The organism is Pseudomonas sp. 15C (genome assembly GCF_055484735.1).
The window spans coordinates 68,605-90,780 of record NZ_JBUDGD010000011.1 but is presented as its reverse complement, the minus strand read 5'-3'; the positions used below and the strand labels follow the sequence as shown (position 1 = coordinate 90,780).

Sequence of the window (22,176 nt, the reverse complement as noted above, 5' to 3'; positions counted from 1 at the left end):
GTCAGCCTCGTTCGGGCGGTACTGACGACAATTCGAACGGGCTGCTGCTGCGCCGCTGGTTGCGATCTTCGCGCGGCGTGGCACCGAAGAAGTTGCGGTAGGCGCTGGAGAAATGCGGCCCCGAGGAGAAGCCACACGAGAGGCCGATCTGGATGATCGACTTGCTGGTCTGCATCAACATTTGCCGGGCCTTGTTCAGGCGCAGTTCCAGGTAGTACTGGCTCGGCACACGGTTGAGGTACTGCTTGAAGATCCGCTCCAACTGGCGCCGCGACACGCACACGTGCTGGGCGATTTCGTCGGTGGTCAGCGGCTCTTCGATGTTGGCTTCCATCAGCAACACCGCCTGGGTGAGCTTTGGATGACTGGAGCCGAGACGGTTCTGCAACGGAATACGCTGACGCTCGCCCCCTTCGCGAATGCGCTCGACCACCAGTTCTTCGGACACCGCACCGGCCAGTTCGGCGCCGTGATCACGCGCCAGTACCGCCAGCAGCAGGTCGAGTACCGACATGCCACCGCAGGCGGTCAGGCGATCGCGGTCCCAATCGAACAAGTGACTGGTAGCAATGACTTTCGGGAAGCGTTCGGCAAAATCGTCCTGCCAGCGCCAGTGCACAGCGGCGCGATAGCCATCGAGCAAACCGAGCTGGGCCAACGGGTAGACACCGGCCGACAGACCACCGATCACGCAACCGGCACGCACCAATTGTTTGAGCGCACTGCTCAGCGCCGGCGCCAGTGTGGTCGGCGGCTCGTCAGCGAGCAGGAACAGTTTCTGGAAGTTTTCGAGCTTGCCGGCCCACGCTTCACCGGGCAGTTGCCAGGCACCTTCGGCCGGCGGTTCGGCCTGCAGGAACGACAATTCGTAAACCACGTCGGGGTGCACACGCTGAGCGACACGCAAGGCTTCCTCCGCCAGCGCCAGCGTCAACGCTTTAGTGCTGGGCCAAATCAGGAAACCAATTCGATGGGCAGTCATGGGCGGGCAATCCGAAACGAACAACGGTGATGAAGGCATGGGCCAATGCTAGCCCGTAAATGAACACACATCGCAAACAATGCAGATCCATTGTAGGAGTGAGCCTGCTCGCGATAGCGGTCTTTCAGACAACCATGATGTTGACTGTTACACCGCTATCGCGAGCAGGCTCACTCCTACAGGGGACTTCGTCTGTCCCCGAGGGCTGCGAAGCATGCACTATTGAAGTGCACAACGGCAGCCCTGTTTTATTTCAGGCTACCGGACAGGAACTGCTGCAAACGCTCCGATTGCGGATTGACCAGCACTTCGCGCGGATTGCCGCTTTCTTCGACGACGCCTTTGTGCAGGAACACCAACTGGTTCGACACTTCGCGGGCAAAACCCATTTCGTGAGTGACCACGACCATGGTCCGGCCTTCCTGCGCCAATGCCTGCATGACTTTCAGCACGTCGCCGACCAGTTCCGGGTCGAGGGCCGAGGTCGGCTCGTCGAACAGCATCACTTCCGGTTCCATCGCCAGCGCACGGGCTATCGCCACGCGCTGCTGCTCACCACCGGACATGTGCCCAGGGAACGCATCCTTACGATGGGCAACGCCAACCTTGTTCAGGTAGTACTCGGCTTTCTCGCGAGCTTCGTACTTGGGCACGCCAAGCACGTGCACCGGCGCTTCCATGATGTTTTCAATCGCGGTCATGTGCGACCACAGGTTGAAATGCTGGAACACCATCGACAGGCGCGAACGCATGCGTTGCAGCTGCTTCGGATCAGCGGCCTTCAGCGCACCGTCCTTGTTGGCGACCAGTTTCAGCTCTTCGTTGTTGAGCAGGATCTTGCCCGCGTGCGGCTGCTCGAGCAGGTTGATGCAACGCAGAAAAGTACTTTTGCCGGAGCCACTGGAGCCGATGATGCTGATCACATCGCCGGCGGCCGCTTTCAGGGACACGCCCTTGAGCACTTCGTGACTGCCATAGCGTTTATGCAGGTCTTGGACTTCAAGTTTGTACATGCGGTCGGTTCTCACAAAAACAGTCAGTCAGTCGTTGAGCAAGCGCCCGTGACGCAGCGCTTCGCGCCCCGCCACCTTGGCCAGCCAGAAACCGGGTTGGGCATAACGCAGCCGTTCAATGGCAAACAGCACCCCGGAGGTACCAGCACATACCGTGCTGACCCGATCGGCCACAGGGTCGATCACTTCAAAAATCTCCTCGCCCGCCTCGACCCATTCGCCGGGCTTGCGGGAAAAACTCACCACACCGGGGTGCGGCGCGAACAACAATTCGGTGCCTTCGAACGGCATGCCTTCACATGGCTCGTGCGCCGGATTTGGCCACTCGCCGGTGATCAGGCCCTGCTCGGCGAGGAAGGCGAGAATGCCTTCTGCGTAGGCCTCGGCATCCGCGCGACCGGTGTCGGCCTGACCGCCCAGTTCGATGGTCGTGGCCAGGCACGCCAGCGGAATCTGCGCATCGGGAAACTGCCGCGACAGGCGCAGCCACGGCAGCGAACAGGCTTCGTCGAACGAGCTGCCACCGGAGTCTTCCGCGAGCAAGCCGACCTTCACGTTCAGGTGCGCGGCGAGCGAGCGCCACTGCGGCCAGTGTTGCGGCAGCGCATACATGTGCAGCGCGGCTTCGGCGTCGCAATGCAGATCGAGTACCACATCAGCGCTGCAGGCATGGCTGAGCAATACGCGCTGCATGCCTTGCAATTGGCTGCTCGCGGTTGGCAGCGCGGCCAAATGATCGGCCATTGCCTGACGGATCAGCCGCACATTGGCGTGTGGATCGTCACCGAGCTTGTCGGCCAGCGCGGCGGCAACCGGGGCGCTCAGCTCAACGAAATCACGGTTGAAATTCTTGCCGCTGCCAGCCTCGAAACGGCCCTGGTGATTGCCTTGCAGCAACTGCCCGAGTCCCAACGGATTGGCGACCGGCACCAGCTCGATCACGCCGTTGAGCACGCCTTGGGCTTCGAGTTCGCCGAGGCGCTTCTTCAGCTCCCAGGCGGTGCGCATGCCCGGCAGTTCGTCGGCGTGCAGGCTGGCCTGAATGTAGGCCTTGCGCTCGCCGTGGCCAAAGCGGAACACCGAAACCTTGCGCTCGCTGCCCAGGTGGCTCCACGGCAACACGTGGTCGATGCGTTCCATATCAGTGCTTCCGCGGCGCGAGGTAGCTCAACCAGCGACGCTCGGCCAGCTTGAACAGCTTGACCAGAATGAAGGTCAGGCACAGGTAGAACACGCCAGCGGTGATGTACGCCTCGAACGGCAGGTAGAACTGCGCATTGACGGTACGTGCCGCGCCAGTGATGTCGATCAGGGTCACGATCGACGCCAGACTGGTGGTCTGCAGCATCATGATCACTTCGTTGCTGTACTGCGGCAGTGCCCGGCGCAGGGCCGAGGGCAGCAGGATGCGCTTGTACAGTTTGAAGCGCGACATGCCCATGGCCTTGGCCGCTTCGATCTCACCGTTTGGCGTGGCCTTGAGGCTGCCGGCGATGATCTCGGCGGTGTAGGCGCTGGTGTTGACCGCAAACGCCAGGCACGCACAGAACGTTGCACTGGACAGCCAAGGCCACAGGAAGCTTTCGCGTACTGCTTCGAACTGCGCCAGACCGTAATAGATCAGGAACAGCTGCACCAGCATCGGCGTGCCACGAATCACGTAGGTGTACAGCCACGCGGCGCCGTTGACGACCGGGTTCTTCGAGACGCGCATCAGCCCCAGCGGCAGTGCGGCCAGCAAGCCGAAAAACAGCGACAGCGCGAGCAGTTTGAGGGTGGTCAGCAGGCCGCCGAAGTACAGCGGCAGCGCCTCCCAAATGACGTTGTAGTCGAAGATCATAGATCAGCCGCCCTTACGCCTACCGAGTAGCGCTTCTCAAGTTGACGCAGGATCAGCAACGAAACACTGGTGATCACCAGGTACATCGCCGCCACTGCGAGGAAGAAGGTGAAAGGCTCACGCGTGGCATCCGCCGCCTGCTTGGCCTTGAACATCATGTCTTGCAGACCGACCACGGAAATCAGCGCGGTGGCCTTGGTCAATACCAGCCAGTTGTTGGTGAAGCCGGGAATCGCCAGACGAATCATCTGCGGCACCATCACCCGGAAGAACACCTGAAAACTGCTCATGCCGTACGCCATGCCGGCTTCGGCCTGGCCTTTGGGGATTGCCATGAACGCACCGCGGAAAGTTTCCGACAGGTACGCACCGAAGATGAAACCGAGGGTGCCGATACCGGCGGCCAGCGGGTTCAGGTCGATGTAGTCGTCATAGCCGAGCATCGGCGCGACGCGGTTGAGCAAGTCCTGACCGCCGTAGAAGATCAGCAGGATCAGCACCAGGTCGGGAATCCCGCGGATCACCGTGGAATACAGATCGCCCAGCCAGGCCAGCCAGCGCACCGGCGACAGGCGCAGCGCGACACCGATCAGCCCGAGAACGATGGCCAGAGCCATGGACGACAAGGCGAGCTGAAGCGTCAGCCATGCGCCATCGAGGATGACAGCCCCGTAGCCTTTCAACATGATTCAGGTCCTCGAAAGTTGGGATGAAAAAATGGCGCAAACCGCAGAGATTCTGTTGCTTGCGCCATTTCGGACTTGTCGCAGAGACGTCTTACTTGCCGTAGATATCGAAGGCGAAGTACTTGTCCTGGATTTGCTTGTATTTGCCGTTCTCGCGGATGGCCGCGATGGCGCTGTTGATCTTGTCTTTCAGGGCATCGCCCTTGCGTACTGCGATGCCTACGCCGTCGCCGAAGTATTTGACGTCGGTGAACGCCGGGCCAACGAACGCGAAGCCTTTGCCGGCGTCGGTTTTCAGGAAGCCGTCATCGAGCAGGGTCGCGTCAGCCACGGTACCGTCGAGACGACCGGCAGCCACGTCGAGGTAGATCTCGTTCTGTGAACCGTACGGCTTGATCTCGGCACCCAGTGGGGCCAGGACTTCGCGGGCGAAACGCTCGTGGATCGAACCGCGCTGTACGCCGATGTTCTTGCCTTTGAGCTCAGCCAGACCTTCGCTGACCTGGGTACCGGCCTTCATCACCAGACGCGCCGGGGTGTTGTAGTACTTGTTGGTGAAGTCGACCGACTTCTTGCGGTCTTCAGTGATCGACATGGACGACAGGATCGCGTCGATCTTGCGCACTTTCAGCGCCGGGATCAGACCGTCGAACTCTTGCTCGACCCACACACACTTGACCTTCATTTCTTCGCACAGCGCGTTGCCGATGTCGTAGTCGAAACCGACGATGCTGCCATCCGGAGCTTTCGAGGCGAATGGAGGGTAAGCCGCTTCGATGCCGATCTTCACAGGTTTTTCGTCAGCGACGGCATTCAGCGACAGCACGGACAGTGCCAGGGCGCCAAGCAGCACAAGTTTCTTCATCTTGGGACTCCATCGGTAAAGGGCAAAAACGGCAGAGTGAGCAACAGCCCAATATGCGAATGGGTGAATCAGGAAATCGGTTGCTGCATCGGTGGGAAATTTCCTGTTGAAACCGGCGAAGGTTTCAACGTCAGCCACGATGAGCGAGTGATCGGCATTCTAACGACAGGCCCGAAGCCGATATTTCTTCAATGCGACAACTAATTACAGATGCACAGAGAAAGCGACTTGAGCACATTGACAGCCTTGCAATTTCATGCAAGCGCGAAAGGCAGTGAACCGATCCATGCTGCAAATTGCGGGCCTATTATTCGCAAACCCTTCTAATCCGGCAAGCGCAGCGTTGGGTCTTATTTTTCAGCGGGGGTTTTGAGGCTCTAATACGGGGCGTAGCGTTTCCCTTCGCCCCGTTGCGGGGCGGGCGGTTACACATTGGGTTGTATTGGGTAACAGAGGGAAAGGTCTTACAGTGCAGGTCGATAATTATTGGTTGGGTGGTTTCGGTTTCTGGCAGGGAACTACACCGGTGTCTGACAGATTGCTATCGCGAGCAGGCTCACTCCTACAGTTGATCGCGCTTCTTCAGGTGGAATGCGATCCCTGTAGGAGTGAGCCTGCTCGCGATGAGGCCCGCCCAACGACCACAAAACGTGCAGACACAAAAAAGCCCTGTCCGGCATACACCAAACAGGGCTTTTCAGCACATCAACCTGCTACTCAAGCAACATTCATGGTCTTGTGCGTATCAATCAAATGCTGCACCACACCCGGATCGGCCAGGGTCGAGATATCGCCCAGGCCGTCATATTCCGCCGTGGCAATCTTGCGCAGAATCCGGCGCATGATCTTGCCCGAGCGGGTCTTCGGCAGCCCCGGCGCCCACTGAATCACATCCGGCGAAGCGATCGGCCCGATCTCCTTGCGCACCCAGTTCTTCAGTTCCAGACGCAGTTGCTCGGTCGGCTCTTCGCCATTCTTCAAGGTCACGTAGACATAAATGCCCTGCCCCTTGATGTCGTGTGGCACGCCGACCACAGCGGCCTCGGCGACTTTCGGGTGCGCAACCATCGCGCTCTCGATCTCGGCCGTGCCCATGCGGTGGCCGGAAACGTTGAGCACATCATCCACGCGCCCGGTGATCCAGTAGTAACCATCGGCATCGCGACGCGCGCCGTCACCGGTGAAGTACATGCCACGGAACGTCTTGAAGTAGGTATCGACGAAGCGATCGTGATCGCCGTACAGCGTGCGCGCCTGACCCGGCCAGGAATCGAGAATGACCAGATTGCCCTCGGCCTCGCCCTCGATGATGTTACCGAGATTGTCGACCAGCGCCGGCACCACACCGAAGAACGGCCGCGCCGCCGAACCAGGCTTCAGCGCATGCGCGCCCGGCAATGGGCTCATCATGTTGCCGCCGGTTTCGGTCTGCCACCAGGTATCGACGATCGGGCAACGCGACTTGCCGACATTCTTGTAGTACCAGTCCCACGCTTCCGGGTTGATCGGCTCACCTACCGAACCGAGCAGACGCAGACTGCTGCCATCGGCGCCCTCAACGGCAGCCTGACCGGAAGCCATCATCGCGCGGATCGCGGTCGGCGCGGTGTAGAGGATATTGACCTTGTGCTTGTCGACGATCTTCGCCACCCGGGTGATGTCCGGATAGTTCGGCACGCCTTCGAACAGCAGCGTGGTCGCGCCATTGGCCAGCGGGCCGTAGACGATGTAGCTGTGGCCGGTGACCCAGCCGACGTCGGCGGTGCACCAGTAGATTTCGCCCGGGCGGTAGTCGAACACGCGCTCGTGGGTCATCGCCGCATACAGCAGATAACCGCCAGTGGTGTGCTGCACGCCCTTCGGCTTGCCGGTCGAGCCGGAGGTATAAAGAATGAACAGCGCTTCTTCGGCGCCCATTTCTTTCGGCGCGCAAACGGTGCCCGCGACTTTCATCAGGTCTTCGTACCAGATGTCGCGATGCTGGTTCCACTTGATGTCGCCACCAGTGCGCTTGCAGACGATGACTTTCTGGATGCTGCTGGTTTCCGGGTTGGTCAGCGCGTCGTCGACGTTGGCCTTGAGGGAAATTTTCTTGCCGGCACGAATACCTTCGTCAGCGGTGATCACCACTTTCGAACGGCAGTCGATGATGCGACCGGCCAGGGCTTCCGGCGAGAAGCCGCCGAACACCACCGAGTGAATCGCGCCGATCCGGGTGCAGGCCAGCATGGCGACCACGGCTTCGGGAATCATCGGCATATAAATGGTCACCACGTCGCCGCGGTGCACGTCCTGACCACGCAGGGCGTTGGCCAGTTTGCACACTTGCTCGTGCAGTTCGCGATAGGTGATGTTGCGGCTTTCGGAAGGATCGTCGCCTTCCCAGATGATTGCGACCTGATCGCCGCGCTCGGCCAGATGGCGGTCGAGGCAGTTGTAGGAAACGTTGAGGGTGCCGTCGGCAAACCACTTGATGTCGACGTGGTGATCGTCGAACGACGTCTGTTTCACCGTGGTGAAAGGCTTGATCCAGTCGAGACGCTGGGCTTGCTCGCGCCAGAAGCCGTCAGGGTTGACGACCGACTGTTGGTACATGGCTTTGTAGGTCGCCTCGTCAGTCAGCGTATTGGCCAGAACCTCGGGACGAACGGGATACAGAGAAGCCGCACTCATCTTTCCTACCTCGGTGTAATAGTTGTTTTTGTATGACCCCGTTGTAGCCGGGTGGGCCCCATAGAACCATTCGACGATGGTAGTAACAAGCCCCTACAAAACATCCAGACATCGCTTATCAAAGGCTTACGCAGCTCGCCCAAACACCGCGAATCCCTGTAGGAGCTTGCCTGCAAGCGATGCAAACAACTCGGTGCGCCAGACAATCCACTCCCGCCGATTGTTACCAAATCTGCCAAAAGTGTTTATCAAAACCCGCTCTGTTTACCCTCGCCCCATGTCCTTAAAATTCACCTCGCCAACACGGCAAACGCGATTAACAACGTTACAGCCCCCACGAAGGCCGTTAATCCAGCTCTCGCAGTAAAGATCAAAAACTGAAGTTACACACGCAACCCCAAAAAGGTTGCGTGACCCCTTTCGACCTCAAAAAAGGTAAACAGTAGATGAAAGCTTTAATGTTCCTGGTCCTCAGTAGCCTGTGCGCAACCGCCATGGCCGACCAGACCCCGACTGATGTTGCACAGCAACAACCGGTGGTCGAGGAATACACTTACTCCACGCACCTGGATATCGCCAAAGTTGTATCGATGAGCGAAGTCCCGAATGTCTGTGAAGTAGTGCCGGCAAAAATGGAATACGACGACTCCAAAGGCCAACGCCACATCCTGCGTTACAGCATCATGGGCAACGGCTGCACGAACTGAATCAGACTGCACCGAATTGGATCGCTCAGCACAGATCTGAGGCCCGATTCCAGCCCGACTTCGGTCGGGCTCAGTTGTGTCTGAGGTCGGCAAAAAGGCTTGCAAAACACTAGATGTAGTGAAAAACGTGTTTTTTTGTTCGTTTTTTGAACAAATCCACAACGCCGTGATTTTTACGAAAAAAAATCTTCCCCCGGCAAAGCCCTGTAAACCCTCACTCTCACCGAAAAACCACCCTCCTCGACCGCTTCCTGCGCGGATTCGCCTCAGCACAGCCGTGTTTTTTTCCCTATAATGCCGCCCCATACGGGTCAGCAATATTCCCTTACAGGGAGCATGCGCCATTCTGAAGCCCCGCAACCGTGCTCGACACTGGCTGCGCCCATCAGAGGCTCTCGGAACCCGTCAAAATTTCTGTTTATTTGCCTGCGTGCATCGCTGCAAAAAACGACATCCAACGCGGCTTGTTTGGCCGTGTGAAAAACCAACCCATCAGGTTTCACACGGGCACAAGCCCTCACGCAGGAGACGACACGTCATGCTGAGCTGGGACGAATTCGACAAAGAAGACAGTGAAGTAGTGGTAAAAGGCGCCAACGCCGGCCACGCTTCCGAAGCCAACATGGACCGCCTCGACAACGCCGGCGGTGCCGCCGCCCTCGAAGCCCGCGCCGTGACCGCCGACGACTCGGCCGCCGTGGCCCGCGCCAAGGCTGCACTGAACTCCCTCGACGTCGCCGAAGGCCTCGCGGAACTCGAAGGCGCCGCCGCCCGTGTCGCCGTCGACGAAAAGCGCATGATCAACTGCCGCGCCGACCTCAACCAGCTCGTGCCATTCAAGTACGACTGGGCCTGGCAGAAGTATCTGGACGGTTGCGCAAACCACTGGATGCCGCAAGAAGTCAACATGACCGCCGACATCGCCCTCTGGAAAAATCCGGAAGGCCTGACCGACGACGAGCGCCGCATCGTCATGCGCAACCTCGGCTTCTTCTCCACCGCCGACTCCCTGGTTGCCAACAACCTGGTCCTGGCCGTGTACCGCCTGATCACCAACCCGGAATGCCGCCAGTACATCCTGCGCCAGGCCTTCGAAGAGGCGATCCACACCCACGCGTACCAGTACTGCATCGAATCGCTGGCCATGGATGAAGGCGAAATCTTCAACATGTACCACGAGATCCCATCGGTCGCGAAAAAAGCCGCTTGGGGGCTGAAGTACACCCGCTCGATCTCCGATCCGAAGTTCGAAACCGGCACCCCGGACACCGACAAAGAGTTGCTGCGCAACCTGATCGCCTACTACTGCGTTCTGGAAGGCATCTTCTTCTACTGCGGCTTCACCCAAATCCTCTCCATGGGCCGCCGCAACAAAATGACCGGCGTCGCCGAGCAGTTCCAATACATCCTGCGCGACGAATCCATGCACCTGAACTTCGGCATCGACGTGATCAACCAGATCAAAATCGAAAACCCACATTTGTGGGATGCTGAAATGAAGGAAGAAGCGACCCAGATGATTCTGCAGGGTACGCAACTGGAGATCGAATACGCACGGGATACCATGCCTCGTGGCGTGCTGGGGATGAATGCGGCGATGATGGAGGACTATCTGAAGTTCATCGCTAACCGTCGTTTGTCGCAGATTGGTTTGAAGGAAGAGTATCCAGGGACTACGAATCCGTTCCCTTGGATGAGCGAGATTATGGACTTGAAGAAAGAGAAGAATTTCTTTGAGACGAGGGTGATCGAATACCAAACTGGTGGTGCTCTGAGCTGGGACTAATAGTCTCGCTCGGCACGATTTGACGATTGCAGCCTGAGTCGGCGAGTCGAGAAAGCAAAAAGCCCCGATCTGATCGGGGCTTTTTTATGGGTGATTGGTAACCTTTTAACGCCTACGCCACACCGCTCAGTCTCCTATAGCACTTACAGTCACTTCCCATTGAAGCCTGCTACTGTTCCGGGGAATCGGTTGTTGCGGGATTGGCTGACCAACGAGGTAGGCTCGACCTTGCGCGACGCTGCAGATTCGGGAGATTTAAATCGGCCATTGTTGAGCTTGTTGGATTGGCCGGAGATGTCTTTGAGTTTGCTGCATTGGCAGGATGAGGCTGGATTCGGCTTCGGGATATGCCTTACCTTTTAAACGATCAATCCTCACGGCGGGCTGCGGTAGGAAAACTTTGGTGGCGAAGGTTTTCGCAGGTGTTTCAGTCTTCGAAGCACTCGATGGTTTAGGAACAGGTTTGTAGGCTTCCGCAGGATCCGTCGCTATTTTCTGTAGGATTTTTCGTAGACAGAGGTGATGGCCACTCAGTATCGTCCGAGGGTTTTCAACCCTCGGCGATTGTATGGACACGGATAAAAGTAATAGCGATTGGAGTGAGGTCGAGATTCAGGCGGCAGTCGATGCCTATCTCAAGATGCTTGCACGCGAACAGAGCGGCCAGAAATTCGTCAAGACTGAGGAAAATCGAATCCTGCGTGAAGGCCCGCTAGCCGGTCGGACTAAAGGCTCTGTCGAGTTCCGGATGCAAAACATTTCTACCGTGCTGGTCGAAATGGGTAGACAGCGTATTGAAGGTTACAAACCTGCACAGAATGTTGGTGCGAATGTAGCGCGCAGCATCCGGAAGGCACTTGATGCTTCTACTGTTCTGACGCTTGAAGACTCTGAGCCCGCTGCGGACGAAATATTGCTGGAACAACGCGCCGCTAAATTTGAGCGGAAGCAATTTGATTACGTCCCCAAAGGTAGAAAAACACCTCTCCAAACGACGTCCACCAGAAAAGTTTACTTTCGTGATCCTGAATTGAGGGGCTGGGTTCGGCAGCAGGCCAATGGGATTTGCGAAGGTTGTGGCAAAGTTTCGCCATTTAAAAAGGATGGAAAACCATTTCTGGAAGTTCATCACGTTAAGCATATGTCACAAGAAGGATCAGACCAGCCTTCGAATGTCGTGGCGCTATGTCCTAACTGTCACCAACGTTGCCACCATTCGGACGACAGAGCGGAATTCACTGCTTGGCTTTATGACAACGTTGGAAGACTTGAAGAGGAATAATTTCGGTTTATCTGACTAACTGCATTGGCTGATCTTGGGGCAGCTTCGCTGCCCATCGGGGATAAATCCCCTCACCACATTTGAAACGTGTTGCTGCCGGGCGGGTGTCTGGAATCGACATTGTGTTGATGCCGAGAATCGCCAGCAGGCTGGCTCCCACAGATTCCGCATCACCCCGAAAACAATCAGTGCAACCCGCGCCGCCTCCCGCTATTAATACCCCTCCCCTCACTCAAGGATCCGAGCCCCACCATGAAATTCGATCTCGCCTACTGCCTCAGCCTCGACGACAAGTTGTCGATCTATGACGTTCGCGATCTCAATTTCGATGAGACGGTGGCGTTTGACTCTGCGAAGGAACACTTCCAGTGCCCGAACGATGCCTGTCGTTTGGCGTTCGAGGCTTCCAACGAGTTGGGGACGTTCAATGCCAAGAACGTGAATTACGTGCGCACGCCGCACTTCAAGAATCTGCCCACGACACAGCATGTGGTGGGTTGTCCGTATGTGAATTTGAAGGCGTCGGCGTCTGGCGTTGAGACAGCGGATGGCGAGGTGGATGACGGGCGTGAGGAGCACTTCCCGTCGGAGTTGTTGCTGACGCGGCGTGAGTATGTTCGCAAGCCTGTCGCGCCTGCGGGGGCGGTGGATGTGTTGCGGGATGATCCGGTGCGGGTGGCGGCGGACAGTGGCAAGAAGTCAGCGGGGCGTGAGTCGGCGCCGGACAAGACCAGTGTGTTTGCGCATCCGGTGGAGTGTTTTGTTTCGAACTTCGCTGACAAGGAGCTGCTCAAGCGGATGCCGTTGAAGGTCGGTGAGCATTCGGCGCCGTACTGTTCGTTCTTCAAGAAGATTGAATATCTGACGGACAACAAGGGGCTGATTTACTGGGGGCGGATCAAGAAGATCGAGGACTTCCACAGCGCCAGTTTTCGTATCGACTTCGAAGACAAGGTCTGGTTCAAGAAGCCCGAGGACAGTAAGAAGAGGCCGTACCCGGTCAGCGTTTATCTGAACAAGAAGCTGATCGACAACTACCGCAAGCGCAAGGCGTTTCTGGAAGAGATCAAGCACGCGGTGGACAGCGACAAGGCGTTGTTCTGCTTCTTCTATGGGGTAACGCCGGAGTTGAAGCAGGTGCCTGGCAAGAAGAACCCCGAAAAGCCTTTCGAGGTCTTCAATGCCAATATCGAGAACCTGGATCACTTCATCATTCGTGAAGCGCCGGGCCTGGAGTGACGGTTAGCCTTTGGGTAGTTGCAGTTTGGCTTCGCCACGGTGTTGGTTGACTAGCGAGTACGGCAGCACTGGCCAATCAGGGTTGTCGCAGTTGCGCTGGTATCGGGCGAAGTAAGCGCCGAGATAAATCCCCTTCGGCGTGAAGTGCCAGTTGGAGTAACCCCAAATACTTTCATCGGTGTAGTCGCAGTCGCCATCGTCTTCGGCGGGCTTTTTCATTTCCTCGGGGTACAGCGTGGTGAACTGCTTGACCAGCCACGGCGCCATGACTTTCAGCTGATCGTATTCGGTGGCTGCGCTATCGGGCTCACCAATCCACAGCACGTCTTTGAGCTTCAACAATTCACCGGAGTGCGCATTCAGATTGATCGGTGAACTGCCGAAGTCCGGGTGGGCGCCGCCGCAGCTGTAGCCGGTGGAAATGTCCAGACTGACCACGTCGGCCGAGAGAAACTCCGGCGCAGCACCTTGATCGAACTCGGCGTATTCCCCGCCATCCATCATGCAGCGGTGATAGTCGATGACTTCAGCCCAGAGTCGTCCGAGCAAGTGGTTGTTGATGCGCTGCTGCTCTTCTTTCGGGTAGCCCGACTCGACGCTGAACAGCGAGATCTTCGACTCAGGCTCTGTCCACCATTGCAGGTCGTAGCCCATGAAGTTTTCTTTCTTTCCCGGCTTGAGCTTGAGCCCCTGCAAGCGCAAATACTCGTAGGGATCGTCCTTGGGCAACGTGGCAATGAAGGGCAGCGTTGCTGCGGTGGCCGCAGGAAGTTTGGCTTCGCTCAGTTGCACCGGCAACTTCTTGCCCTTGGGATTTTGCCATTCGCCCTGCCAACCGTTGGCGGTGGATTTTAACTTCAGGGTAGGAAGAGGTTTGTCTTCACTGTAACGGTTGTTGCCTTCGACGAGACTCAGCGTGTTGTCCTGCAGCGAGCCGCTGAGTGCCAGGTCACGGTGATACTTCTCATAGAAATAGCGACCGGTTACTTCATCCTGCTGCGTGGTGTTGAGTTCAACCACAACCGGCATCTTGCCCAACGTACCGGTAAAGACACGCGGGCCTTCTTCGGCATGGGCGATGGAAATCAATGAGAACAGCACAGCAGCGCAGAGTGCCAAGCGCATCAGTCCCTTGAGCATGGATCGATCCTTGAATGAATGAGGCTGCGGAGTATGCAAAGGATGCGCGCAGGAATCGAGGCTCTACTAGAGCAGCATGCTCAGCATCACGATAATCAGCAGCGCGATGTACACCCACGCATGCACCCGATCCGGAATCCGCCCGATCCACGGTGTCGCGAGCCTGATCCCCAACAACGACCCCACCGTCAGCACTGCAAACGCCAGCAAATCCACATACCCAACAAACCAAGCGCCCAGATCCGTCCCGCTGAATCCGGCCAGCGCCATGTACGTCAATGTCCCGGCCACTGCCACCGGCACGCTTAGCGGATTGGCCATCGAGGTCGCTTGCGACATGCTCAGCCCGCAGCGGCGCAACAGCGGCACGGTCATGACGCTTCCTCCTACACCGAGAAAGGTCGCGATGGTGCCGATGCCTACGCCGCCGGCTGAAGTTTCTGTACGGCTGAGTCGGCGTGGGATGACACCTTCGGTGCGGCGAAGAAATCCGCGTCTGACCAGGCAGTCGATAATGGTCACGCCGAGGTAGGCGATGAATGCATAGCGAATCACTTCGCCGCTGACCCACACCGCCGCTATTGCACCTACGACCGCACCCATTCCGATAAACCCACCCAACGGCCAAAGATAATGGCGGATGAGATTGCCGGCGCGGCGATGTTGGTTGGTGGCGATCAGGGCGTTGACGATCATTACGCAGGTCGAGGTGGCGACGGCGATGTGCATGGCCGATTGGCTGATCGGGTCGTCGGCGCCGTGGCTGGCGGTGAGCAGGCGATACAGCAGCGGCACAATGACGAAGCCGCCGCCGAAGCCGAACAGCACGGCGGTGATGCCGGTCAGGCAGCCGAAGAAGGTCAACAGTAGATAGAACATGTCGAGGCGTCCGTGGTGGGAAAGCGCTCGACGATAGAGTTTCGCCGCTTGGCCCGCCTCAGCATGTCAGCCAATAATGTTCGCGTTCACGCCAACCACCGGAAGACGCACATGCGCAATGTTTCGATCAGCCAACTGGATGACACACCGCGCAAGGTGGTGGCGCTCGGTACGGATTATTCCCACGGTCACCTACTGCCTTTTCATACACATCGGCGCGCGCAGTTGTTGTACGGCGCGACCGGCGTGATGCAGGTGCGCACCCATGACGGCAATTGGGTGGTGCCGCCGCAGCGGGCGGTGTGGATTCCGCCGGGGGTGGCGCATGAGGTGTTGATGCTCGGGGTCAGCACGCGCAGTGTGTATATCGAGCCCGGCGCGGTGGATCTGGGCCAGCGCTGCCAAGTGATCAGCGTGTCGCCGTTGATGCGCCATTTGTTGATGGAAGCAGTGGCAGCGCCGCTGATGTACGACCGGGAAGGACGTGACGGCGCGCTGTTCGACTTGTTGTTGCATGAGCTGACACGCAGTGAGGTGCTGCCCCTACATATCCCTATGCCAGCCGAAGGAAAGCTCCTCAGTCTGTGTCAGACCTTTCTGAACAAGCCCAACGCACACCAATCCCCGCAGTATTGGGCCGAGCAGATACACATAAGCTTACGCACCTTTAACAGATTGTTTCGGCAGCAGACCGGGCTCAGCTTTCGTCAGTGGCGGCAGCAGGCCTGCGTAGTGCTGGCGCTGGCGCGACTGGCCGAGGGCGAGGCGGTCACGCGCATTGCGCTGGACTTCGGCTATGAAAGCCCGGCGGCGTTCTCGACGATGTTCCGGCGCGTGCTTGGTCAGGCACCGTCCGTCTGGTTGGAGGCGGCGAAGTAGGGCAAATCTAAAAATGCGTTTGATCCCGGCCGAAAACAACTGTACAAAAACACAGTACATTTTCAATCAGCACTTTTGAGCCCGGAGCACACCATGGCCTCTCTTGCGATGAACCACATTCTCGAACGCATTGCCCTTTTCCAGTTCACCCCGACGCACTGCGTCCAGGCCCGAGCGATGCTGGGCTGGAGCGTGGAACAACTATCGCGCGAGGCGCAGGTGCCGGTTGAAGACATTCAACGGTTCGAGGCGCAGCAAGAGGTGGCGGACGCAGCGCGGCTGGCGCTGGCTTATCGATTTGAGGCGCTGGGGTTGGTGTTTTTTCCGGGATTCAGGCCGGGGCGTAGTGCGAGTGTTCGAGCGGCGGCATCGGAAAGCCTGGAGCGTGGGGGATATGCGATGGCTGAATAAGTCGGTTCGCCACAGGTGCGAACCGACTTCAGCCCATCAGGCATTCTGCGCCACCACCTCACCCTCCCCTTCAACCGCCAGCCACCACGCACTGCCGCGTTGCGGTTGAGCGATGTTGAACGCTTCGCCCATCTGCGGGGTGGTGATGGCGACGCTGCGTTCCCAGGCCAGGGCGAGGATGCGGTCGAAGGGTTCGTGCCAGGCGTGCATGGCCAGGTCGAAGGTGCCGTTGTGGATCGGGAAGAGCCAGCGGCCCTTGAGGTCGATGTGCGCTTGCAGGGTTTCTTCTGGCTGCATGTGCACGTGTGGCCATTCGACGTTGTAGGCGCCGGTTTCCATCAGGGTCAGGTCGAACGGGCCGTACTGTTCGCCGATGCGTTTGAAGCCGTCGAAGTAACCGCTGTCGCCGCTGAAGAAGATGCGGGTGTCGCCGTCGATCATCACCCAGGACGCCCACAGCGTGCTGTTGCCATCGAACAGGCCGCGCCCGGAAAAATGCTGCGAGGGTGTGGCGACGAAGCGAATTCCGGCGATTTCCGCGCCCTGCCACCAGTCGTACTGGCGGACTTTGCTGGCTTCGATGCCCCATTTGATCAGGGTGTCGCCAACGCCCAGCGGCGTGAGAAACAGGTTGGTTTTCGCCGCCAGTCTGAGCACGGCTGCGTAATCGAGGTGATCGTAATGGTTGTGGGACAGGATCACCGCTTCGATCGGCGGCAACTGGTCGATGCTGATCGGCGGCTGGTGAAAGCGTTTCGGGCCGGCCCACTGCACCGGTGATGCGCGCTCGGCGAAGACCGGGTCGGTGATCCAAAATTTGTCGCGCATTTTCAGCAGCAGGGTCGAGTGGCCGAGGCGATAAACGCTGTGGTTCGGTGCGGCCAGCAGATCTTCGCGGGTCAGTGCTTGCACCGGGATCGCGGCGCTGGGCCGGGTAGTGCGCGGTTTGTGGAAGATCATGTTCCACAGGATCCGCAGCATTTTGCGCAGGCCTTCGCGTTGTACCGGTGCGTGATTGCGGAACAGCCCTTGATCCTGGCGCGAGGCTTCAGGCGTGGAAGTGTTATCCGTGAGCGAGACTGGATCGGCCATGACTGAATGACTCCGGAACACCGCGCATTACACGGCTTTCCAACGGTGGGACGGTTGATGGCCAGGCTGCACGCAGAGGCCGAACTGTCGGTTTTGTAAGCGGCGAGGATTAACGCAACATTACACTGACGGGTGTAGTTTCTAGGTTGCATCAAAGCTGCCGCCAAGTAAACTGCCAAGTGTAATTTCCTCTTTTTTGCTTAAGCGACCTTATGACAGCTCCCCAGCGCCTCACCGAGCGTAAACGTGCAGCCATTATCCAGGCGGCGATTGCCGAATTCCGTGCACACGGGTTCGAGATCACCAGCATGGATAAGATCGCTGCAAGCGCTGGCGTGTCGAAGCGCACGGTGTACAACCACTTCCCCAGCAAGGAAGAGCTGTTCGCGGAAATCCTCAATCAATTGTGGGCGCGCATCAGTGCCGAGCAGTCAGTCGCCTACCGCCGCGATCTGCCGTTGCGCGAGCAGCTGTGGCCGCTGCTCCAGGCGAAAGTGCAAATGATGGCCGATGAAAACTTTCTGACGCTGGCACGTGTGGCGATCGCGGCGACCATCCACTCGCCCGAGCGCGCGCAGAACATGATCGAGCGCATGGGCGAGCGTGAAGAAGCACTGACTGTATGGATTCGTGCGGCGCAGGCCGATGGTCGTTTGAAAGCGGTCGATCCGGAATTTGCTGCGCATCAGGTCCAGGGACTGCTGAAGGCCTTTGGTTTCTGGCCACAGATATCGATGGGTCGCGCCGCGCTGGATGCGGAGACTCAGCAGACCGTGGCCGAGTCAGCGCTGGAGATGTTTCTGGCGCGCTATCAGGTCTGAACCCCCTTACCGGACTAACGCGGCCGACGAACGGCTGCCGCCAGCACGATCCTGCAACGTATTTCAGGAACAATCTTGCGTAGATGGTTTCGGCTCCAGTGCACTTGAGTATCGGTGCAAACCGCTGTGTACGTTGTACAAGAATGACGGCAAAGCCCCGCATCCTGCCGTCAACGCGCTGCATATCCCGCCCCACAGGGATTGCACCAAGTTCAAGACGCCATCCGGCCAATCGCTGACCGAGCGGCCCACCCTATAAAACTTATACAAAATTATAAAAACCCACGTTCTTGTACAAGTTTGAGTTTTTTTGTATAAGTAGCACTCTGCCAGCTAAGGAACGCTGGCATTGAGCAGTCACCGCCGAATGCCGCACCGCGCATTCGGTCTGCCGGCGCGGTAATAGGGACTGAATCCTTGATCTTCCCAATTTCCAGAGTACTGCGAGCATGTTCTTCAATCGCCAAAAATCCATTATTGACGACCTTCAGCGAACCCTCACTGAACAATCCGGCCTGCTCGATGCGATCAATCGCTCGATGGCGGTGATCGAATTTGATCTGGAGGGCGTGGTGATGCGCGCCAACGACAACTTCCTCAAAACCATGGGCTACACCGCCGAGCAAGCCATCGGTCAGCCGCATCGGCGTTTCTGCACACCGGAATTCGGCCGCAGCGCGCAATACACTGAACTGTGGTCGCGCCTGAAGAATGGCCAGTTTCAGTCCGGCACGTTTGAGCGGATCAACAGCCAGGGTCAGCCGATCTGGCTCGAAGCCAGCTACAACCCGATCAAGGATGCGTCGGGACGCGTGGTGAAAGTGGTCAAGTACGCCATGGACGTGACCGCCAAGGTGCAACAGGAAAGCGAAGCCAACGCCAAGCTTCAAGCCATTGACCGGGCGATGGCCGTGATCGAGTTCGACCTTGAGGGCAATGTCCTCACCGCCAACCAGAATTTTCTGACGCGCATGGGTTACACACTCGCCGAACTGAAAGGTAAACATCACCGTTTGTTCTGCACCTCGGAGTTGGTCAACAGCGGTGCGTATCAGGATTTCTGGCGTCGCTTGAATCAGGGTGAGCTTTTTCACGGATTGTTTGAACGCGTCGATAAACGCGGGCAAACGGTTTGGCTCGAAGCCAACTACAACCCGGTCTACGACGCCGCCGGGCGCTTGTGCAAAGTGGTCAAGTTCGCCTCCGACGTCACCGCCCGTGTCGTCCAGCATGAGCAGGATGCACGAAGCGCCAGCGCGGCTTATCACATCTCGGTGGCGACCCGTAAAGTCGCTGAGCAAGGCACGCAGGTGATCCAGCAAGCCGCCAGCGAAATGCGCGAGATCGCCGAAGACATCGCCCAGTCATCAACGTTGATTGCGCAACTGGGCGAACGCTCCGAACAGATTACCGCCATCGTCAACACCATCCGTGCGATTGCCGACCAGACCAATTTGCTCGCGCTCAACGCCGCCATCGAAGCCGCTCGCGCCGGTGAACAGGGCCGTGGTTTTGCCGTGGTTGCCGACGAGGTGCGACTGTTGGCCGGCCGCACCAGCGGCTCGACCGCGGAGATTTCCAACATGATCGGCCTGATCCAGAGCGAAACCCGCCAGGCCATCAAGAGTATGGAAGGCACCCGCGGCCGCGCGGCGGAAGGGGTCGAGCTGGCCAATCAGGCGGGCACGGTGATCCTGCAGATTCGCGATGGCGCGAGTGAAGCGGTGGAGGCGGTGAGCATGTTTGCCAATGAGCGGGCGCCGGGGTGAGCCTGATGCCAGAAAGGTAAACCGCGTCGCTGCTTCCGCGAGCAAGCTCGCTCACAGGAATTGAGTTGACCAGACCTTGGGCATTCAACCACCGAGCCATTAGGGCGGGCTTGCGCAATGAAGGCTGGCGCTGATTACGCCACGCGCAAGGCCTGCCCCAGTTCATCAAACAGCGTGACCACCGAGCGCAACGTTCGGCAATCGGGTCGGGTCAGCAGCCATAAGGCGCTGTCATAGCCGTGCAACGGCTCACCCAACGCCTGCAGGCCATCGCCCATCAGAAAGTCCGGCAACGCCGCCACGCCGAGCCCGGCCCGCACCAGTTGCGTCACAGCAAGCATGCTGTTGCAACGATAAGCCGGCGTCACTCCAGGCAACTGCTGGCGGCGCCAGACAACGCTCGGGTGATCGGGCAGAAAGTCGTCCGGAGCGATCCAGGTCAGCGCCGCGAGATCCGACGCATCGATGTTCTGCATATAACTTTCACTGGCGCAGACCCGGTAAACAACCTTCGCCAGTTGCCGGCCGATCAGGTGCTCGGGCGGTGTGCGCGTCAGGCGCAAAGCGATATCGGCATCACGCCGGCTGAGGTTGGCGAAGTCATTGGACGTGCTCAATTCGAGGGTCAGCGCCGGGTATTTGGGCATGAACTGCGCCAACGCCGGTAGCAGCAGGCTGTGTAACACGGAATCGGTACAGGTCAGTCGAACCGTGCCGCTGATCACTTCGCCGCCCTGCTCCACGCCCACGCGTGCGGCCTCCAATGCCTGTTCGGCGCGCTCGGCCTGCTCGGCCAGGGTTCGTGCGAGGGTTGTCGGCAAGTAGCCGGCACGGCTTTTTTCGAACAGTTGCTGGCCTAGCGCAGATTCAAGCCGGCGAACCGCGCGGAACACGGTCGATACGTCAACCTTCAACAACTGTGAAGCACGGCCCAGAGAGCCGGCACGAATCAGAGCAAGAATCAGCGCCAGATCCGGGTAGTCGATCCGATAGTGCGTAGCTGCATTGATCACTTGGGCAAATGCCAATATTGAGTGCGTGGACGCCAATCTATAGTGAGCGCCATCAATCGACAAGCGCAGGGACATCCCATGGAACGCAGCGCCATCCGCATCGCCCTGATCGGCGATCACGACCCGCAAGTCACCGCCCATCAGGCGATTCCCGTCGCCCTCGGGCTGGTTGCCGAACAGCTTGAGCGCGCGGTGCAATTCGAATGGTTGCCCACCGAGCAGGTCCACGCCGATACGCCGCTGCACGCCTTCGACGGTTTCTGGTGCGTGCCGGCCAGTCCTTACAAAAGCGAAGCCGGCGCCTTGCGCGCAATCCGTTTCGCCCGCGAACAACAGCGCCCTTTCCTCGGCACTTGCGGCGGTTTTCAGCATGCCGTGCTGGAATATTCACGCAATGTGCTGGGCTGGGCCGATGCGGCACATGGTGAAACCTCGCCGGAGTCCGGGCGCGCATTGCTTTCGCCACTGACGTGTTCGCTGGTCGAAGCAGTGGACCGCATTCATCTCGTGCCTGGCTCGTTGATCGCCAAGGCGTACGAAACGGCTGAAATTCATGAAGGTTATCGCTGCCGTTATGGGGTGGATCCGCAGTTCACAGAGCGACTCTTAAGCGATCAGCTTCAAGCAGTCGGCCACGATTCAGCCGGGGATTTGCGTGCGGTTGAGCTAACGGGTCACCGGTTCTTTGTCGCGACGTTGTTTCAGCCGGAACGTGCAGCGCTTAAAGGGCAAACGCCGCCGCTGGTACGCGCACTTATCGAAGCCTGCCTGGAGCCACGTTGATGCCTGCCTGCTTTGCGGTGATTTTTACTTCGACCCGAACCGAAGGTGACAATGGTTATGCCGCTGCGGCGCAACGCATGGTCGAGTTGGCGCGTGATCAGCCAGGGTTTCTCGGGATGGAATCGGTTCGAGGCGCGGACGGCATTGGCATCACCGTGTCGTATTGGCAGAGCGAGGCGGCAATTCTGGCGTGGCGAGATCACCCCGAGCACCGGGCGATTCAGGCGCGTGGACGCTCGCAGTGGTATTCGGAGTTCAGCACTCGGGTGTGCCGGATTGAGCGCGAGTATGCATTCGGGCATTAAGGATGGCGGCG

General features: G+C 58.5%; 21 protein-coding genes and 1 pseudogene. 11 read left to right on the top strand and 11 right to left on the bottom strand.

Annotation, left to right across the window (positions count from 1 at the left end):
• Position 1 precedes the first annotated feature (1 nt).
• The 7 genes from argR to acs form a co-directional block, all read right to left on the bottom strand.
• The gene (gene argR, locus ACYYKW_RS08790; protein WP_090285414.1) at positions 2-982 is read right to left on the bottom strand and encodes a transcriptional regulator ArgR; all 981 of its coding nucleotides are present in this window, start codon (positions 980-982) and stop codon (positions 2-4) included.
• Positions 983-1,230: 248 nt separating this feature from the next.
• Positions 1,231-1,995 carry an ABC transporter ATP-binding protein gene (locus ACYYKW_RS08785; protein WP_007912705.1) on the bottom strand — a complete coding sequence of 255 codons (765 nt, stop codon included), beginning with the start codon at positions 1,993-1,995 and terminating at the stop codon, positions 1,231-1,233.
• A 27-nt stretch (positions 1,996-2,022) separates the two neighbouring features.
• Positions 2,023-3,135 carry a succinylglutamate desuccinylase/aspartoacylase family protein gene (locus tag ACYYKW_RS08780; RefSeq protein ID WP_464989927.1) on the bottom strand — a complete coding sequence of 371 codons (1,113 nt, stop codon included), beginning with the start codon at positions 3,133-3,135 and terminating at the stop codon, positions 2,023-2,025.
• 1 nt (position 3,136) lies between these two features.
• Positions 3,137-3,835 carry an ABC transporter permease gene (locus tag ACYYKW_RS08775; protein WP_093099200.1) on the bottom strand — a complete coding sequence of 233 codons (699 nt, stop codon included), beginning with the start codon at positions 3,833-3,835 and terminating at the stop codon, positions 3,137-3,139.
• A complete protein-coding gene (locus ACYYKW_RS08770; RefSeq protein WP_007912702.1) occupies positions 3,832-4,521 on the bottom strand; it encodes an ABC transporter permease in 690 nt (229 codons plus the stop codon). Before ACYYKW_RS08770 ends, ACYYKW_RS08775 begins: the two co-directional genes overlap by 4 nt.
• 91 nt (positions 4,522-4,612) lie before the next feature.
• The gene (locus ACYYKW_RS08765; protein ID WP_090285420.1) at positions 4,613-5,386 is read right to left on the bottom strand and encodes an ABC transporter substrate-binding protein; all 774 of its coding nucleotides are present in this window, start codon (positions 5,384-5,386) and stop codon (positions 4,613-4,615) included.
• Between the two features lie 717 nt (positions 5,387-6,103).
• Positions 6,104-8,059, bottom strand: a complete 1,956-nt coding sequence (gene acs, locus ACYYKW_RS08760; RefSeq protein WP_090285423.1) for an acetate--CoA ligase — start codon at positions 8,057-8,059, stop codon at positions 6,104-6,106.
• A gap of 446 nt (positions 8,060-8,505) precedes the next feature.
• Between acs and ACYYKW_RS08755 the strand changes: the two genes are divergently transcribed.
• The 5 genes and pseudogenes from ACYYKW_RS08755 to ACYYKW_RS08735 all read left to right on the top strand — a co-directional run bounded on the left by ACYYKW_RS08755 (position 8,506) and on the right by ACYYKW_RS08735 (position 13,073).
• Positions 8,506-8,766 (top strand): DUF2790 domain-containing protein, encoded by a 261-nt coding sequence (locus ACYYKW_RS08755; protein WP_203419157.1) that lies wholly within the window; start codon positions 8,506-8,508, stop codon positions 8,764-8,766.
• A gap of 538 nt (positions 8,767-9,304) precedes the next feature.
• Positions 9,305-10,552 (top strand): ribonucleotide-diphosphate reductase subunit beta, encoded by a 1,248-nt coding sequence (locus tag ACYYKW_RS08750; RefSeq protein ID WP_464989926.1) that lies wholly within the window; start codon positions 9,305-9,307, stop codon positions 10,550-10,552.
• Positions 10,553-10,726: 174 nt separating this feature from the next.
• A pseudogene (locus ACYYKW_RS08745) lies at positions 10,727-11,007 on the top strand (BRO-N domain-containing protein); the annotation flags it as partial.
• Positions 11,008-11,120: 113 nt separating this feature from the next.
• Positions 11,121-11,834, top strand: coding sequence for an HNH endonuclease (locus ACYYKW_RS08740; protein ID WP_464989925.1), 714 nt, complete (start codon positions 11,121-11,123; stop codon positions 11,832-11,834).
• Between the two features lie 252 nt (positions 11,835-12,086).
• Positions 12,087-13,073, top strand: coding sequence for a hypothetical protein (locus ACYYKW_RS08735; RefSeq protein WP_464989924.1), 987 nt, complete (start codon positions 12,087-12,089; stop codon positions 13,071-13,073).
• 3 nt (positions 13,074-13,076) lie between these two features.
• On the opposite strand, the gene ACYYKW_RS08730 is transcribed toward ACYYKW_RS08735, so the two are convergent.
• On the bottom strand, positions 13,077-14,213 hold the full coding sequence (locus tag ACYYKW_RS08730) for a hypothetical protein (protein WP_464989923.1): 1,137 nt from the start codon (positions 14,211-14,213) through the stop codon (positions 13,077-13,079).
• Positions 14,214-14,279: 66 nt separating this feature from the next.
• On the bottom strand, positions 14,280-15,092 hold the full coding sequence (locus ACYYKW_RS08725; protein ID WP_464989922.1) for a sulfite exporter TauE/SafE family protein: 813 nt from the start codon (positions 15,090-15,092) through the stop codon (positions 14,280-14,282).
• Between the two features lie 111 nt (positions 15,093-15,203).
• Here ACYYKW_RS08725 and ACYYKW_RS08720 point away from each other — a divergent pair, with 111 nt between their 5' ends.
• Positions 15,204-15,971 carry an AraC family transcriptional regulator gene (locus tag ACYYKW_RS08720; protein ID WP_464989921.1) on the top strand — a complete coding sequence of 256 codons (768 nt, stop codon included), beginning with the start codon at positions 15,204-15,206 and terminating at the stop codon, positions 15,969-15,971.
• Positions 15,972-16,064: 93 nt separating this feature from the next.
• Positions 16,065-16,382: an XRE family transcriptional regulator gene (locus tag ACYYKW_RS08715; RefSeq protein ID WP_464989920.1), complete on the top strand. Its 318-nt coding sequence runs from the start codon at positions 16,065-16,067 to the stop codon at positions 16,380-16,382.
• Positions 16,383-16,418: 36 nt separating this feature from the next.
• Here the strand turns inward: ACYYKW_RS08715 and ACYYKW_RS08710 are convergent, their stop codons facing one another.
• The gene (locus ACYYKW_RS08710; RefSeq protein WP_093099165.1) at positions 16,419-17,474 is read right to left on the bottom strand and encodes an MBL fold metallo-hydrolase; all 1,056 of its coding nucleotides are present in this window, start codon (positions 17,472-17,474) and stop codon (positions 16,419-16,421) included.
• Between the two features lie 212 nt (positions 17,475-17,686).
• On the opposite strand from ACYYKW_RS08710, the gene ACYYKW_RS08705 reads away from it, so the two are divergent.
• Together ACYYKW_RS08705 and ACYYKW_RS08700 are read left to right on the top strand one after the other, a co-directional pair.
• Positions 17,687-18,295, top strand: a complete 609-nt coding sequence (locus ACYYKW_RS08705) for a TetR/AcrR family transcriptional regulator (RefSeq protein WP_090285457.1) — start codon at positions 17,687-17,689, stop codon at positions 18,293-18,295.
• Positions 18,296-18,744: 449 nt separating this feature from the next.
• On the top strand, positions 18,745-20,064 hold the full coding sequence (locus tag ACYYKW_RS08700) for a methyl-accepting chemotaxis protein (protein ID WP_093099159.1): 1,320 nt from the start codon (positions 18,745-18,747) through the stop codon (positions 20,062-20,064).
• Positions 20,065-20,198: 134 nt separating this feature from the next.
• On the opposite strand, the gene ACYYKW_RS08695 is transcribed toward ACYYKW_RS08700, so the two are convergent.
• Positions 20,199-21,140 carry a LysR family transcriptional regulator gene (locus ACYYKW_RS08695; RefSeq protein WP_464989935.1) on the bottom strand — a complete coding sequence of 314 codons (942 nt, stop codon included), beginning with the start codon at positions 21,138-21,140 and terminating at the stop codon, positions 20,199-20,201.
• A 15-nt stretch (positions 21,141-21,155) separates the two neighbouring features.
• Here ACYYKW_RS08695 and ACYYKW_RS08690 point away from each other — a divergent pair, with 15 nt between their 5' ends.
• Complete coding sequence (locus ACYYKW_RS08690) at positions 21,156-21,860, top strand: CTP synthase C-terminal region-related (seleno)protein (RefSeq protein WP_464989919.1); 705 nt, start codon at positions 21,156-21,158, stop codon at positions 21,858-21,860.
• Positions 21,860-22,165, top strand: a complete 306-nt coding sequence (locus tag ACYYKW_RS08685) for an antibiotic biosynthesis monooxygenase family protein (RefSeq protein WP_464989918.1) — start codon at positions 21,860-21,862, stop codon at positions 22,163-22,165. Before ACYYKW_RS08690 ends, ACYYKW_RS08685 begins: the two co-directional genes overlap by 1 nt.
• The last annotated feature ends 11 nt before the right edge of the window (positions 22,166-22,176 follow it).